The following is a 16,084-nucleotide window of genomic DNA, read 5'->3' as shown; positions in this document are numbered from 1 at the left end:
TCAGACAACAATTCTCATACCATTGTAAGTCCACCGCTCACGCTTATCGTCTGTCCAGTTATGTAATCCGCAGTGTCCGATACCAGAAAAGCAACAACTGGAGCTATATCTTCGGGCTTTGCCAGGCGACCCCAAGGGATAGCCTTTTCTAAAGCTCCCGCCAGTTTCGGGTTTTCACCAGCAATTTCAGAAAAAAGCGGCGTATCGGTAGGACCTGGACATACAACATTTACGTTGATCTTATACCGAGCCACTTCACGCGCTAAAGATTTGCTGAAGGCGATGACTGCACCCTTACATCCGGAATAGACTGCTTCTCCTGTTGATCCCACACGTCCAGCATCGGAACTAATGCTGAGAATCTTACCGTATCGCCTTTCTATCATGTGATCCAAAATGGCACGAGAGCAATTCAGCACACTTCGATAATTAACAGCTATTAACTTGTCCCATAGTTCTTCTGTAGTTTGCACAAAGGGCATCACCTTGTCCCAGCCCACATTGTTAACCAGAATATCGACTTTCCCGAACTCAGAAAGAACTCTATCAAAGGCTTCTTTCACTTCGGCAAAACGAGTAACATCTACTTTAAGGGCAAGGCTTTGACGCCCCATTTGTCTTATTTCTTTCGCGGCCGATTCTGCATTTTCAAGATCCAGATCCACTATTGCCACATCGGCACCTTCTTGAGCCAGTTCTAGAGCTATAGCTCGACCAATACCTCGCCCAGATCCGGTAACTATTGCACTTTTTGCATCTAAACGTCCCATACATCTACCCTTTCATCTGCCCATTAATGTCGGAAAAATTACTTAAGGGCGTCAGCCACAACGAATATTAAATTATCGTTCGTTTTTAGTGGAAATTTAGTCAGCCGGATTTATTCAATTCTTACTCGATGAACTCTCTTTTTTCCGGCTTTGAGCAGTAAAGTTCCCTCGTTACCGAATTCTTCTAAACTTACCTTTTCGTAAGCATCACCAATACGTCTGCTGTTTACATAAGCTCCACCCTGCTCAATAAGCCGCCTTGCAGCACTCTTTGACGCACACAAACCGGTTTCAACAAACAAATCCACAAAAGAAACTCCTTCAACAATTCTATCCCTTAAAATAACGGTGACCGGGATGACATCAATCGCTTCTTCGGGCACCGCTCTGGGAATTCTGCTCGAGGGAAGAATATCGGGCGGGATATCTATAAAACCGAAGGTTCTACAAGCGGAAAGATAGGCTTCTTTAGCTTTTTCGTAGCCATGAACTAAGGCTGTTACTTCGTAAGCCAGGATGCGTTTGAAGGGATTCAGTTGTTCTCCGCTAAGATTCCGAATCGCATCGATCTCTTCTACAGGAATAAATGTAAAGAGCTTCAAGAAACGCTCTACGTCACGATCATCTGTGTTAACCCAATATTGATAAAAATCGAATACCGACGTTTTTTCCTCGCTCAGCCAAACAGCCCCCTGAGCAGTCTTGCCCATCTTAGTTCCGGAAGCTGTAGTTATTAGCGGGAAGGTCATTCCAAAAGCGGTTTTACCCAATTTTCTCCGAATAAGTTCAACGCCGGCGACAATATTTCCCCACTGATCGTTTCCTCCCATCTGGAGAAGACAACCATATTCTTTAGCCAAGTGATAAAAGTCGTAAGCCTGAAGAAGCATGTAGTTAAACTCAATAAAAGTAAGCCCTTGTTCCAGCCTTTGTTTATAACTTTCGGCGGCGAGCATACGATTTACGCTAAAGTGACATCCTATATCTCTCAGAAACTCGATGTAATTAAGGGTTACAAGCCAATCAGCATTATTAAGAAAAATTGCCTTTCCATCTCCAAAATCAATGAATTTTTCTAGCTGTCTTTTTATACTCTGAGCATTTCGGTTAATTTCTTCTATTGTAAGGAGTTTTCGCATCTCCGTTCTTCCACTTGGATCACCTATAAGCCCTGTCCCGCCTCCCACAATTGCGATAGGACAATGCCCATACCTTTGCATGTGCACAAGAGAGAGTATTGGCACAAGACTTCCCACATGAAGGCTATCGGCTGTCGGGTCAAATCCTATGTAACAAGTGGAAGGACTGGAAAGATATTCCTTTAATCCATCTTCATCCGTTACTTGCTCAACAAACCCTCGAGCTTGCAGTTCATCTAGAACGTTCAACTTTCTCCCTCCCCTCAAATTTATAGAAGGGCACCCCATAAGGGTGCCCCTGCATTTCCTTATCCATCCATATCCATTTATTTGCTTTTGCTATTTAGCGTATTCTACTGCTCGAGTTTCCCTAATAACCGTTACTTTTATCTGCCCCGGATAGGTCATTTCTGATTCTATTTTTTTAGCAATATCCCGCGAAAGCATAACAACCCCAACATCATCAACCGCCTGACTTTCAACTATAACTCTCAGCTCTCGCCCTGCCTGAATAGCATAAGACTTGCTGACCCCAGGAAATTCCATTGCGATACGTTCCAGATTTTCCAATCTTTTTATGTATGTTTCGAGCAATTCCTTTCTAGCTCCAGGTCTAGCTCCAGAAAGAGCGTCAGCTGCTTGAACCAAAACAGCCAGCACACCTTCGGGAGCCACATCATCATGGTGTGAAGCAATAGCTTCAACAATAGCCTCCGATTCGCCATATCGGCGAGCAAGTTCTGCTCCAATCAAAGCATGAGGGCCTTCTAGTTCGTGATCCACGGCCTTTCCAATATCATGGAGTAGCCCTGCTCTCTTTGCCCCTTTCTGATCCAATCCTAGTTCAGCCGCCATAATACCGCAGAGGAATGCCACTTCTAAAGAATGTTCAAGCACATTTTGAGCGTAACTGGTGCGATATTTTAATTTTCCCAAAAGTCGCAGAAGTTCTGGATGCAGGCCATGAACGCCCACATCGAAAGCAGCTTGTTCTCCTGCTTCCCTAATACTCTGCTCAATCTCTTCCGTCACTTTGCCAACCACTTCTTCTATACGAGCTGGATGAATTCGCCCATCGGAGATGAGACGTTCAAGAGCGATCCTTGCAACCTCTCTCCGCACTGGATTAAACGCCGAAAGGATGACCGCCTCCGGTGTGTCATCTATAATAAGATCCACTCCAGTTATTGCTTCAAGAGCTCTGATATTACGTCCCTCTCTCCCTATTATCCTTCCCTTCATTTCCTCGTTTGGAAGTGATACAACGGAAACGGTTTTCTCCGCTACATACTCACCAGCATACCTCTGTATCGCTAAGGCTATAATCTCCTTAGCTTTTTTGTCAGCAATTTCTCTCGCTTCAGATTCGATTTTCTTCACCAAAAGAGCCGCATCGCGGCGTGCTTCCTCTCGAATAGACTCAATGAGCATATTTTTGGCTTCTTGAGTCGTCATTTTGGCAATACTTTCAAGGAGTCTTGTTTGCTCCTGAATCAAATTGTCATACTCTTCGCTTTTTTGAGAAAGCTCACGAGAAAGCCTTTCAAGCTCCCGTTCACGCTTAGCAAGTTCTTTGTCTCTGGCTTCTAAAAGGTCACTTTTTCTCTCTAGATTTTCCTCCTTTTGCATCAATCTCTTTTCAAGATTCTGGAGTTCTCTACGAGTTTCTTTCGTCTCTCGCTCAAACTCCGCTTTCATTTGAATAAGAGTATCTTTTGCCTGGAGAATAGCCTCTTTCTTGATTGTTTCAGCTTCTTTTTTGGCTCTATCGAGAACTTCCTGAGCCTGGGACTGAATTTCCTGGAATCGCTGTTTCTGGAGCTGCTGGTAAACGTATATTCCAACGCCAGCCCCAGCAGCAATAGAGGCAATGAACAACAACACCATTAAAACTGTCATAGATCTCTCCTCACAAAAATATTTTAAGTGCCAAGGGGCACACATTAAAACCCACACGACATGCGGCAAAACTCATAGCCATGTGGGCATCTCGCAATTGATTAAAGGAACTTCAAGATTTGAGAAGGTGGGATGTTATGATTTGCCCCCAGAATGCCGTGTCAGTAGTCGGTCTTGAACCGAATCGACTAGGTGGGTGCCACATTACTCTTTTAGGGAATTCCCGAAGGAATTCCACACCAGAGCAAGAGGCGGCTCCCGGTTTGTTTGTGTTGGCTCAGAGACGTTCTACCGATCACCAACATTCCAGGGGCACACTTAGAATATATCAACAAGCCCGCCAACCAGGCTTACTGCTAATCAACTTGCCACAATATCCCGAAACTCCTCAATATCCGAGTTCCTTTTTCCATTTCAATTCTAGTCATTTCCGGCAAATCAAGTCAAGGCAAAAACCGCTCATTTTTGAAACCAATTACACTTGCTAATAGGAATATGAGAGCTTACTTTTAAGTAACCCCGACAGGCAGGAAATACTAAAAATCAGGCACGAAAGGAGAAAACTATGCCTGCCTGCACCAAAAAGAAAAATTATCTTTTCGATTACCATCCTGGATGCTTTGAGCGAGAGGACGAATCCCAGGATAGGATTTTTTACCAAAAACCTCGCTTCGTGGAACATCTGGACAGTAATGCTTTACGTCTTGTCGAGCACATAGTAGGAACTCTCATAATTGAACCTGCTCCAAGAATTCTCGATCTAATGGCAAGCTGGGATTCACATATTCCAGACTCGGTTAAACCAGAGCTAGTTATAGGACTAGGGTTAAACGAGGAAGAGTTACGCGCCAATCCTAAACTTACTCAATATGTCATTCATGATATAAACGAGACACCAACACTACCATTCCCTGACAACTTCTTTGATGTGGTTCTCAATACAGTGTCTGTTGATTACATGACTCGCCCATTTGAGATTTTCTCCGAGGTAGGAAGAATCTTGCGACCAGGTGGACTGTTCCTTGTCACATTCAGTAACCGTTACTTTCCACCAAAAGCTGTAAGGATATGGAAAGAACTTACAGAAGAAGAAAGACTAATCCTAGTAGCTGATTATTTCTCTGTATCCGGATTGTTCGAAGAACCTTCGTTCTTCATATCCAAAGGAAAGAAGCGCCCAAGCGATGATAAATATGCCCACCTAAACATACCAAGTGACCCTGTATATGCAGTCTATGGAGAAAAAGTGGGTGGCGATCCAAACAGACCAAAAAGACCAGAGCCAACTGATCCTGAGGTTGTTATGCCACCTTCAGAGTTGTCACACAGAGAGCTTAAAGAATGGGTTGCAAAACACAGACAATGTCCATACTGCGGTGAAAAACTTAAAAAATGGCTAGTTCCCCTCACACCCTTCACAGAATGGGATACAGAATACTTCTACATCTGTTTCAATGACAATTGTCCATACTTTCTTAGAGGCTGGATGGCTATGTTGAAGCAAGGAAATCTTGGTTTCTCCTACAGATTCAGGTTTAATCCGAAAAGTAGCGGAATTGACGCCATGCCGGTTCCTCATCCTAACGCTTACCGTGAAAGCATTGTGGAAGAAGAATAGATAACAGGGAACTAACGGCGCCCCTTTTAGTAAGGGGTTCCGTTAGTTTGCCGGCATAAATGCTGATCCTCGATTTAAGCCAGCATCAACAGGAAGTCCATTATTTCGCCATTGAGTAAACCCGCCGGAAAAAAGAAGCACTTTAGAAAAACCTTTTTCTTTAAAAATCAATGCCACGTCGTGAACTGCGGAACCGCCAACACCGTCATCGTAAACAACGATGAAGGAGTCCCGAGAAAACCCACTAATAAGTTCTTCGTATTGATGATAATTTCCTTCATTCGGTATATTCACAGCCCCGGGTATGTGTCCCATAGCGTATGAAATTGGGGAACGAGCATCTATGAAAATGGCAGCTTTGTTGTAAAAAAGCGCCAGGGTTTTCTCCAGGTCGATTGTATCTGCCTGACTAATCGTTCTACCACAAACACCAAACTGCCTTATGCAATCAGTTCCGAATATTTTCAGTCGATCTGAACGCAAAGCATTAGTTCCCAGCGCCACAATAATAGCAACAATCAGAATGATTCCCGATTCAAAGAGGGTTCGACGAACAACTTCGCTCATCTTCTAACTCCACTACTTCAAAAATCCGTAGGATTTCAAAAACTCTTCAGTAATACCAGATTCCTTAGCAGAAGGAGCGTCCTTTTCATTTTTCCACGCAAGAAGAATCCTTTCCACATATTTTCCTATTATGTCCGTTTCTATGTTGACTCGATCACCTGGTTTCAAAAATCCAATATTTGTGACCATAGCAGTATGGGGAACAATATTAACATCAAAACGATTACCTTCGCAGCCGTTTACTGTGAGACTGACCCCGTTTATAGTAATGGAACCCTTTTCAACTACATAACGACCAAATCTCAGAGGGATTTCGAAAAAAAGCCTTATTGACGGTCCTTCATCTCTTCTGTTTTTAAGCACTCCCACACAATCTACGTGCCCCATGACGAGGTGTCCCCCGAGTCGATCTCCCACTTTCAAAGCGCGCTCCAGGTTTACTCTATCACCCGGTTTTCGATCCCCAAGATTGGTTCTCGCGAAAGTCTCTTCTGAAACATCTGCACAAAAGGTTTTTCCGTTCCAAGACACCACCGTAAGGCAAGCACCATCAACGGCTATGCTTTCGCCGATTACCAGAGCTTCAAAATGGACCAGGGGTTCAATTTCTATCTGTTTCCCTATTCGGCGAATTATGCCCATACCCTCTACAAGACCTGTGAACATGAAAGAATCCCCCTAATCATTACATCGTGACCAAATTTTTTAATAGTAACACGCTCCAGTTGAATAGCTTCTGACATGTAAAAACGTGGTGCGCCGGAACTAAAAAGGGAAATCGCTTCAGGATCGGCAAGAATCTTTGGTGCATAGAAAAAACAGACCTCATCAACAAGCGGGACACTTTTCTTATCAATCAAGGACTCAAACAACCCACCAAAAATACCTGCTCCCCCTTCAACAAGAACAGAAGTTACCTGTTCCTTTCCGAGCCAACGAAAAATTTCTCTCAAATCTAGGTGTCCGGTTTCTGTTGTCGGAATACATATAAGCCTTAAACCTCTGGCTTCAAGTTTCCTTAGCTTTTCATTGTTGCAATCTTCACCGTGAAAAACCCAACACGGAACTTTTTTCGCTGTTTGAACAAGATCACTGTCTTCGGAAATCCTGAGCTGCCGATCTATAACAATTCGTATTGGCTTACGGTGAGATTTTTTCAAATTGTATCGAACAGTAAGTAAGGGATTATCGGCTATAGCCGTTCCTATACCAACGCAAATGGCATCCACTTCGGACCTTAACTTATGCACAAACCGCCTTGCTAACTCAGATGTAATCCACTTTGAATCGCCGGTTCGAGTAGCTATCTTGCCATCCAGGGTCATGGCGGACTTGGCAATAACATAAGGAAAACCTGTGGTTACATACTTTATAAAAGTTCTGTTAAGATAACGGCATTCATCCTCTAGAATTCCACTAACAACTTCAACTCCCTCCCTGCAGAGTCTATCCGCTCCACCTCCAGTAACATGAGGGTTAGGATCCAGCATTCCTATAACCACTTTTTTTATCCCAGCTCGAAGTATGGCGTCCGTGCAGGGGGGAGTCCTTCCGTAGTGGTTACAGGGTTCAAGAGTCACATAGAGCGTAGCTCCTCGAGCAGACTCCCCAGCATCATGAATTGCGTTAACTTCAGCGTGAGCCTCTCCGACGGCTCTATGAAAGCCCCGCCCCACAACAATTCCGTCTTTTACTATGACAGCTCCCACCATGGGGTTAGGGCTGACTCGCCCCATCCCCTTTTTTGCAAGGTTAAGAGCTTCCAGCATGAATTTTTCATCAGTAGAGTTCACTTTATTCATCGTAACCAAACACAGATCTGTGGGCGGGGAAGGAACCAGCAAAGTCGCGAACTTTACGGCTTATTGTCTCAATTTTTGCTGGATCATCCTTTGCAGTCAAAGCTTCATCTATAAAAGCGGCGATTTGCTTCATATCTTCGACGCCCATTCCTCGAGTCGTTACCGCTGCCGTTCCAAGTCTTATACCACTTGTTATGTTAGGCTTTTGCGGATCGAAAGGAATAGAATTTTTATTCACCGTAATGCCTGCCCTATCGAGGATTTCTTCAGCTTCTTTACCCGTAATTCCTTTGTTTCTAAGATCAACCAGCATAAGATGATTATCAGTTCCACCAGACACCAGGCGATAACCTCGATCTTTCAGAGCACTGGCAAGAGCCTTAGAATTTTCAACTATACGCCGCTGATATTCCCGAAAAGCCGGCTCCATTGCCTCTTTGAAAGCCACAGCCTTCGCCGCAATAACATGCATTAGAGGTCCCCCCTGGATGCCAGGGAAGAGCTGGCTATCAAGGAGCCTGGCATATCGTTCATGAGACAGTATGAGTCCACCTCTGGGTCCTCTCAAAGTCTTATGAGTTGTTGACGTTACAAAGTCAGCATGAAAAATCGGATTGGGGTGAAGTTCTGCGGCTACCAATCCGGCGATATGAGCCATATCAACCATGAGTTGAGCGCCTACCTCGTCACACACGGCTCGGAAGCGAGCAAAATCTATAATCCTGGGATATGCACTGGCGCCAGCAATAATAAGTTTTGGTCGTTCAGCGAGAGCAAGCTCTCTCATCGAATCGTAGTCAATCTCTTCGGTTTCAGGATGCACTCCATAGGAAACTACTCGATAAAACCTCCCGGAAAAACTCACAGGGCTTCCATGAGTAAGATGTCCACCCTGCCTGAGATCCATTCCCATTATAGTATCCCCGGGCTTGAGAACAGCAAAATAGACTGCCATATTCGCCTGAGAACCGGAGTGAGGCTGAACGTTAGCGTATTCAGCGTGAAAAAGCTTTTTTGCTCTATCTATGGCGAGTTGCTCAGCAATATCGACATACTCACAGCCACCGTAATATCGTCGTCCTGGATATCCTTCGGCGTATTTGTTGGTAAGAACCGAACCCTGAGCTTCCCTTACAGCTCTGCTAACAAAATTTTCCGAGGCGATAAGCTCTAGCTTGAATCGCTGACGCTCCTCCTCGAGCTTTATCGCTCGGTATATTTCGGGATCAACTTTTTCTAGAATACTCATACATCCCCCATTTCATCCATCATTTGAACTCGCAATTCATGCCGCCCACCATCAAAAGGTTCAGCTAACCATACTCGAAGAATTTCCAAAGCCATATCTTTGCCTATAAAACGCTCACCCAGGCAAAGCACATTAGCATTATTGTGCCGCCGGCTCATTTTTGCCGAATAGGGTTCTGTGGCATGAACTGCGCGCACACCTCTAAATCTATTTGCCGCCATACACATTCCTATCCCGCTCCCGCACACCAAAACTCCTCTTTCAGCTTTCCCTTCAACCACAAGGCGTGCCACTTTAAAAGCAAATTCGGGATAGTGAACGGATTCTTCTGAAAAGGTCCCCACGTCCTCCACTTCATGACCTTCCTCAATCAGATAATCCCGGAGCATCTGCTTAAGTCTATACCCAGCGTGGTCGCTTCCTACAGCAATCTTCATTTTACGTCCCCTTCCCAGGCCTTCATAACAATTGTTGCATTGGTTCCCCCAAACCCAAAAGAGTTAGATAAAGCCACTTTCACTTGAGCCGATCTAGCCACGTTGGGGACATAGTCTAAATCACAGTCGGGGTCGGGATATTCATAATTTATGGTAGGTGGAATGATTCCGCGCTTTATGGTAAGAGCAGTATAAGCTGCTTCAACGCCCCCAGCAGCTCCTAAAAGATGACCTGTCATAGATTTCGTTGAACTCACTGCCAGTTTATAAGCATGGGAACCAAACACCTGTTTGATCGCCATCGTTTCGAAGCGATCGTTCAAGTCGGTTGATGTGCCGTGAGCGTTTATGTAGTCAACTTCCTCCGGACGAATACCGGCATCGTCTAAAGCCATTTGCATACACCGAACAGCTCCTTCTCCTTCTGGTGCGGGGGCCGTCATATGGTAGGCGTCGCTTGTAAGCCCAAAGCCGATAACTTCGGCGTAAATGGAAGCTCCACGCTCTAAAGCTCGATCTAAAGTTTCAAGAACAAGCACTGCTGCCCCTTCACTAAGAACAAAACCATCTCGTTCTTTATCGAAAGGACGTGAAGCCTTTTCTGGAGCGTCATTTCTTGTAGAAAGAGCCCGCATTGCGTTAAAGCCGGCAATAGCCATAGCGGTTACAACCGCTTCGACCCCTCCTGTAAGGGCTATATCTATGATGCCATCTCTTATCATGTGGAAAGCTGTCCCGATAGCATGAGTTCCGGCAGCGCAGGCAGTTTGAATAGAAAGATTTGGTCCCTTGGCGTTATACCTCATCGACATAAGCCCGGGAGCCATATTGCCAATTATGGCAGGAATAAAAAAAGGGCTTATTTTCTTAGGACCTTCAGCAAGAAGAATCTTGTGTGAAGATTCTATAGTGGTAAGCCCTCCCAGTCCACACCCCATAATGGTTCCAGCTCGAGGAGCTTCTTCTTCTGATATTGTGAGTTTAGCATCTTCTACAGCCATTTGAGTTGCTGCCAAAGCGAAATGTAAAAAGATATCCAGCTTCCTTACTTCTTTCTTGGGCATAAAATCTTCGGGATTGAAATTCTTGACCTCGCCGGCAAATCGGGTCTGATAGTTACTTGCATCAAATCTTGTAATTGGTCCGATTCCGGATCGTCCTTCGATCAAAGCCTGCCAGTTTTCTTCAATCCCAATACCAAGAGGACTGACCAATCCGATTCCAGTAATTACGACTCTTCGCTTTTTTTTCTCCTTTTCCACCATGGATTTTCCTCTCTTATGCTTAACTTGATCAGGAGGTTATTCTTTCTTGCCTTCCTCGGCTGAAGTCATTCTCTCTTCACGAGAGAATTTTGTTTCACAATTTCACCACCACGCCTCACATAAACAACCCACCACTTATTTTAATAACCTCACCGGTTATGTAATGGGCTTCATCGGATGCTAAAAAACGAACAACTGCCGCCACATCTTCCGGTTTTCCTTCTTTACCGAGAGGAATCTGGGAAAGCAGCGTATTGCGCGCTTCTTCAGGCAGAGCTCGGGTCATGTCCGTTTCGATGTATCCAGGAGCTACTGCATTAACGGTGATACCTCGAGATGCTAGCTCTCGAGCAAGCGATTTAGTAAAACCAATAATTCCTGCTTTCGCAGCGGCGTAATTAGCCTGTCCGGCATTGCCAGAAATGCCCACAACAGAGGTTATGTTGATAATTCGTCCCCATTTCTGCCGAAGCATGGGCTTGATCACCGCCTGCGAACACAGGAAAACGCTCGACAGGTTGGTGCGAATCACTTCTTCCCATTCAGACCACTTCATAAGAACTGTCAGATTATCTCGAGTTACCCCTGCGTTATTCACCAGCACATCGACTCTACCACAGGTTTTAAGGATCTCTTTGAAACCATCTTTAACAGCTTCCGGATCTGAAACATCAAAGGGAAAGAGATAGGCTTTTCTTCCGAAAGATTCCACTTTTTGAGCCGTCTCTTCTGCGGCTTCTCTACCGTGACGGAAATTGATCACCACATCCATACCTGCTTCGGCAAGAGATACAGCAATTGCCCGTCCTATACCTCGACTAGCTCCCGTAACTACTGCGACTCTAGCATCAGACATGGCGCAACTCCTTTTATCGTCCTGAAAAGAAACACAGGACAGAGACGAACAAATTTTCGCCTCGATTTTTAATTAGAGGGATCGCCACATTCTCCCTTTATACGTTTAATAAACTCCGGTATGAAATCAAAAAGATCCGCCACCACCCCATAGTGGCAGATGTCGAAAATTGGCGCTTCAGGGTCCTTATTAACTGCCACGATAATTTTAGACCCCTGCATGCCCACCACATGCTGGATGGCTCCCGAAATGCCAACAGCCATATATAAAACGGGAGCTACCGTTCGCCCCGTTTGTCCTACCTGCTGAGATGGATCTGCCAATCCCGCTTCCACAGCACCCCGGCTTGCTCCTACAGCACCGTTCATGAGCTTTGCAAGTTCTTCAAGCATCTTGAAATTTTCTCTCTTACGAAGGCTTCGCCCACCTGAAATTACCACATCCGCTTCTACTATGGACGCTGATAGCCCTTCGCTCAGAGTTTCTTCCACTACTTCAATTCTTGATTTCAGAAGATTTTCCGGAACAGAAACCTTTTCAACAACGCCCTGTCTTGGCTCAAGAAGCTGACAAGCCTGCATCACTCTGGGACGAACCGTTGCCATCTGAGGCCTTCCATAGGGACAAAGAATGGACGCCATGATGTTCCCACCAAAGGCTGGGCGAGTCTGAACAAGAAGCCCCTCGTCGTTTATATCCAGATCGGTGCAATCGGCGGTCAAACCGGTTTTCAAAAGAGCCGCAACTCGCGGGATAAAAGATCTTCCTGTGGATGTCGCTCCAGCCAGCAGAATTTCCGGTCGGTATTGTTTAGCAAGAAAAGCCAGAGCGTTTCCATAGGCTTCGTCTGTAAAGTGAGTCAAAGCGGGATGATCAACAACATAAACGACATCGGCTCCATAGCGAAAGAGTTCCTGTTCCAGACCATCCAATTTATACCCGAGTAAGACGGCACCCACAGGAACCTTTTTCTTATCGGCAAGCTGACGAGCTTTCGATAGCAATTCGTAAGACACTCGATGAATGTTTCCATGCCTCCATTCAGCATAGACCCATATACCGTGATAAGTTTCCTGTTCCTTTGACGGCCCAGTTCCTACTTCAGGAAGCGATATGGCATCGAACTCACAGGAATCAACACACATCCCGCAGAGAGTGCAATCATCTGAAACTTCCGCCTTTCCATCTACAAGAGAGATAGCACCAACGGGGCACACATCAACACAAATGCCACAGCCGGTGCAACGATCCTTTTCTATAAGAGCCTTCATAGTCCTGGAACCCCCTGTTGTTTCAGGAGCTCATAGAGCCTGGCGGCTTGCTCCTGCACAGAACCTTCTATCATCACACGCTCTTTTGCCCTCTGAGGGCTAAAAACCTTAATTACTTGAGTGTAAGAACCCTTAAGGCCTACCGTTTCTTCTCCAAGCCCAAGATCTGCTGCACTCCACACAGGAACTTGATAGCTTCTGGCTCTAAGGGTGGCTCTATAGGACCTTACTCTGAGCCTTCCCACATCTTTAAGCACTGCAAGGAGAGCGGGCAAAGGAACTTTCCACGTAGCAGTTCCTTCATCGGTCTGTCGAACTACTTTCAACACTCTCGGTTCAATAAAATTGATCTTGCTAACATACGTGGCGTAGGGAATATCTAAAAGGGTTGCGAGTTCAGGTCCTACTTGAGCCGTGTCACCGTCTATGGCTTGTTTGCCGCAGATTACGAGATCCACGTCACCCATTTTTTTTATTGCCGACGCAAGAGTATATGAAGTTGCCCAGGTATCAGCTCCGGCAAAAGCTCTGTCGCTCAGAAGCACTGCGTCGTCGGCTCCTCTGGAAAGAGCTTCCACGAGAACGTCTTTTGCCTGAGGAGGACCCATTGTCAATACCGTAACCCTCACTCCGCTTTTGTTCATATCCTTAATGCGAAGAGCTGCTTCTAAAGCAAAGTGATCAAAGGGATTGAGAATTGAAGCAACCCCTTGACGAATGAGGGTATTTGTTGTGGGATCAATCCTCACATTTTGTGTTTCCGGAACCTGTTTCACGCAAACGACAATATGCACACCCTCAACCTCCTGAATCGCTTAAATAAATGATTCTTTTTTCCGCCCGTATTCTTTGTTAAGTTCCTGACCAATAATGTTTCGTTGAATCTCGTTGGTGCCTTCGTAAATCTGGAGAATTTTGGAATCTCGAAGAAGCTTTTCCACAGGATAGTCTCTCATGTAGCCGTATCCTCCAAGAATCTGGACAGCTTCAAGAGCCACCTGCACAGCCACATCGCTTGCAAATATTTTACACATAGCGGCGATTTTGCTGGCATCGGGAGGATCTCCACGATCAAGATAGCGAGCAGCGGAATAGATGAGAGATCTGGCGGCTTCTACTTTTGTAGCCATGTCGGCAAGCTTATGCTGAATAACCTGGAAAGAGATTATAGGTTTTCCGAACTGAATTCTTTTACGAGCATATTCTGCCGATATGTCGAGCGCTTCCTGAGCGAGTCCAACTCCGAGAGCTCCTATGCCGGGTCTGGACTTGTCAAAGGTTTTCATGGCTATGATGAAACCCATACCTTCTCTGCCGACAAGTCTATCCTTAGGAATTCGGCAGTCGCTGAAGATAAGCTCTCGCGTTGCCGAAGCTCTAATCCCCAGCTTTTGTTCTTTTTTGCCGAAGGAAAATCCCGGATCTCCCTTTTCTAACACAAAACAACTGGCTCCTCGAGGTCCCTTAGCGGGATCGGTTATAGCAAAAACTGAATAAATATCGGCCTCTCCACCGTTAGTGATCCACTGTTTTGTGCCGTTCAGGATATATTCATCACCAACTCGAATAGCTCGAGTTCTTATTGCCGACACATCACTTCCTGCTCCTGGTTCTGTAAGAGCAAAAGCAGCAAGTTTTTCACCTCGAGCTATTGGGGGAAGATATTTACGCTTAAGTTCTTCGCTACCAAACAGAATAATGGGATAAGCCCCTAGACCGGACGCTGCATAGGTTGTTGCTATACCAATACAGCCTCGAGCAAGCTGTTCAACCACCAGGCAGTTTTCCAAGATGCCCATTCCGAGCCCACCGTATTCTTCTGGAATCCAGATACCGAAAAGATCCGCCTGAGCAAGATCCTTCATGATTTCCCATGGAAATTCTTCCTTTTCGTCCAGTTCAGCTCTAACCGGCCTTATTCGTTCTCGAACAATCTCGTAAGCTATCTCCTGAAGAAGCTTTTGTTCATCGGTAAGAAAGTAGTCCACTGCTACCTCCGTCCGTAAAACTTCTGTTTCCTAAGTTTATAGTTTGCTCCTCAAGCGAAAAACATTGAGACTTAATATGTTTTTCTCCCAAAAGCACTCATTGCCCAGCTTTTGTAAAGCCGGGAAATGTTTACCAAAGCGGGATCGGTTTCGATACCCGCTTCCATTTTTGCTGAAATATTTTCTTGAGCCATGAATATGGCTTTTTCTATTGCGCGAGATATGGCAAAAGCTCCTGATCTGCCGTGAGCCACAATTACGGGTCTTTTGATGCCAAGAAGTGGGGCTCCTCCCGTCCATTCGTAACGGTAGCGAGCAAAACGATCCTGCCATCGGCTAAAATCTTGAGAAGCTGAGTTACAAAAGGTTTCAAAACTTCTAAGAAGGTGTTCTGCAAGAGATTCGTAAAGCTTCAAAAAGAGGTTTCCCACAAATCCGTTTGCTACAAGTATATCGACTGTGGTTGAGGGGGAAAAAAGATCCTGGGGCTCCACAAAACCGGCAAAATTTACAGGCAGTCCCTGTAGTATCATAGCTGCACGTCTTACTTCCACGGGACCTTTGAATTTTTCTCGCCCGATATTCAGCAGAGCAATTCGAGGTTCTGCTGAACCTTTCATTACACGCCAGTAAACTCGCCCAAGGAGAGCAGCCTGCACCAGAGGAACGGCGTGAAGACCCGTATAAGCCCCTGCATCCACCAGAAGAACCTCTCGTTCAGAAGGAAAAGGCACAAAAACGCCTAAAACCGGCCGCTTAACCTTGCCACTTAATCCCACATAATGTTTTGCCATCGCAACTATAGCTCGACTGTCTCCAGCGCTCACCACCGCATCTACTTCCTTAGCCGCAAGAGCCTTCATGGCAAGAGCGAGCGAAGATTTCGGCCGGCGCAGAATAGCAAGGATGCCCGTTTCGTCATCACCGATCTTCTGAAATGCATGCACAATAGAAATAGAGGAAGGTAGTGAGGGAAAAAAACTTCTTAAAACACCTTCGTCACCGAATAGAACAAAGTGAACCTCAGGGTGCTTCATTGCAAGTTTTACTCCCTCAACCACCATGGTGGGAGCGTAATCTCCCCCCATCCCGTCAACAGCTATTCTCATCGCATAATCCCCGGACGGCTAACTTGAGTGAATTTTTCGCCGCCACCAACCGAATGACAAGAACAGGAAAGCGGTGGGAAACTTTCTGACGTTACACAATTCAGAGTGACAGTC

The 16,084-nt window shown here is 45.5% G+C and carries 15 protein-coding genes and 1 other RNA gene; 1 reads left to right on the top strand and 15 read right to left on the bottom strand.

Annotation, left to right across the window (positions count from 1 at the left end; translation table 11 throughout):
* Window positions 1-14 precede the first annotated feature (14 nt).
* The 4 genes from WHS38_08740 to ssrS all read right to left on the bottom strand — a co-directional run bounded on the left by WHS38_08740 (window position 15) and on the right by ssrS (window position 4,124).
* Complete coding sequence (locus tag WHS38_08740) at window positions 15-770, bottom strand: 3-oxoacyl-ACP reductase family protein (GenBank protein MEJ5301060.1); 756 nt, start codon at window positions 768-770, stop codon at window positions 15-17.
* Window positions 771-880: 110 nt separating this feature from the next.
* Window positions 881-2,158, bottom strand: a complete 1,278-nt coding sequence (gene tyrS / locus WHS38_08735; protein MEJ5301059.1) for a tyrosine--tRNA ligase — start codon at window positions 2,156-2,158, stop codon at window positions 881-883.
* Window positions 2,159-2,248: 90 nt separating this feature from the next.
* Complete coding sequence (gene rny / locus WHS38_08730) at window positions 2,249-3,808, bottom strand: ribonuclease Y (GenBank protein MEJ5301058.1); 1,560 nt, start codon at window positions 3,806-3,808, stop codon at window positions 2,249-2,251.
* A gap of 141 nt (window positions 3,809-3,949) precedes the next feature.
* Window positions 3,950-4,124, bottom strand: a non-coding RNA gene (gene ssrS / locus WHS38_08725) — 6S RNA.
* A gap of 249 nt (window positions 4,125-4,373) precedes the next feature.
* On the opposite strand from ssrS, the gene WHS38_08720 reads away from it, so the two are divergent.
* A complete protein-coding gene (locus WHS38_08720) occupies window positions 4,374-5,426 on the top strand; it encodes a methyltransferase domain-containing protein (GenBank protein ID MEJ5301057.1) in 1,053 nt (350 codons plus the stop codon).
* 42 nt (window positions 5,427-5,468) lie between these two features.
* On the opposite strand, the gene WHS38_08715 is transcribed toward WHS38_08720, so the two are convergent.
* The 11 genes from WHS38_08715 to WHS38_08665 form a co-directional block, all read right to left on the bottom strand.
* Window positions 5,469-5,993 (bottom strand): rhodanese-like domain-containing protein, encoded by a 525-nt coding sequence (locus WHS38_08715; protein ID MEJ5301056.1) that lies wholly within the window; start codon window positions 5,991-5,993, stop codon window positions 5,469-5,471.
* A 12-nt stretch (window positions 5,994-6,005) separates the two neighbouring features.
* Window positions 6,006-6,659, bottom strand: coding sequence for a riboflavin synthase (locus WHS38_08710; protein MEJ5301055.1), 654 nt, complete (start codon window positions 6,657-6,659; stop codon window positions 6,006-6,008).
* Complete coding sequence (gene ribD / locus WHS38_08705; protein MEJ5301054.1) at window positions 6,641-7,786, bottom strand: bifunctional diaminohydroxyphosphoribosylaminopyrimidine deaminase/5-amino-6-(5-phosphoribosylamino)uracil reductase RibD; 1,146 nt, start codon at window positions 7,784-7,786, stop codon at window positions 6,641-6,643. Before ribD ends, WHS38_08710 begins: the two co-directional genes overlap by 19 nt.
* Window position 7,787: 1 nt before the next feature.
* Window positions 7,788-9,044 (bottom strand): serine hydroxymethyltransferase, encoded by a 1,257-nt coding sequence (gene glyA, locus WHS38_08700; protein MEJ5301053.1) that lies wholly within the window; start codon window positions 9,042-9,044, stop codon window positions 7,788-7,790.
* Window positions 9,041-9,481, bottom strand: coding sequence for a ribose 5-phosphate isomerase B (gene rpiB, locus WHS38_08695; protein MEJ5301052.1), 441 nt, complete (start codon window positions 9,479-9,481; stop codon window positions 9,041-9,043). Before rpiB ends, glyA begins: the two co-directional genes overlap by 4 nt.
* Window positions 9,478-10,746, bottom strand: a complete 1,269-nt coding sequence (gene fabF, locus WHS38_08690) for a beta-ketoacyl-ACP synthase II (protein ID MEJ5301051.1) — start codon at window positions 10,744-10,746, stop codon at window positions 9,478-9,480. Before fabF ends, rpiB begins: the two co-directional genes overlap by 4 nt.
* A gap of 115 nt (window positions 10,747-10,861) precedes the next feature.
* On the bottom strand, window positions 10,862-11,602 hold the full coding sequence (gene fabG / locus WHS38_08685; protein ID MEJ5301050.1) for a 3-oxoacyl-[acyl-carrier-protein] reductase: 741 nt from the start codon (window positions 11,600-11,602) through the stop codon (window positions 10,862-10,864).
* 68 nt (window positions 11,603-11,670) lie between these two features.
* Window positions 11,671-12,873 (bottom strand): electron transfer flavoprotein subunit alpha, encoded by a 1,203-nt coding sequence (locus WHS38_08680; protein MEJ5301049.1) that lies wholly within the window; start codon window positions 12,871-12,873, stop codon window positions 11,671-11,673.
* The gene (locus WHS38_08675) at window positions 12,870-13,667 is read right to left on the bottom strand and encodes an electron transfer flavoprotein subunit beta/FixA family protein (protein ID MEJ5301048.1); all 798 of its coding nucleotides are present in this window, start codon (window positions 13,665-13,667) and stop codon (window positions 12,870-12,872) included. The genes WHS38_08680 and WHS38_08675 overlap by 4 nt, the downstream gene beginning before the upstream one ends.
* A gap of 21 nt (window positions 13,668-13,688) precedes the next feature.
* Window positions 13,689-14,861, bottom strand: a complete 1,173-nt coding sequence (locus WHS38_08670) for an acyl-CoA dehydrogenase family protein (GenBank protein MEJ5301047.1) — start codon at window positions 14,859-14,861, stop codon at window positions 13,689-13,691.
* Window positions 14,862-14,932: 71 nt separating this feature from the next.
* Window positions 14,933-15,970, bottom strand: coding sequence for a hypothetical protein (locus WHS38_08665; GenBank protein ID MEJ5301046.1), 1,038 nt, complete (start codon window positions 15,968-15,970; stop codon window positions 14,933-14,935).
* Window positions 15,971-16,084 lie beyond the last annotated feature (114 nt).

The sequence above is a fragment of the Thermodesulforhabdaceae bacterium genome (assembly GCA_037482015.1).
Classification (GTDB): domain Bacteria; phylum Desulfobacterota; class Syntrophobacteria; order Syntrophobacterales; family Thermodesulforhabdaceae; genus JAOACS01.
Note: the sequence above shows the minus strand (reverse complement) of the source record. Positions and strands in the feature narration are given on the sequence as shown.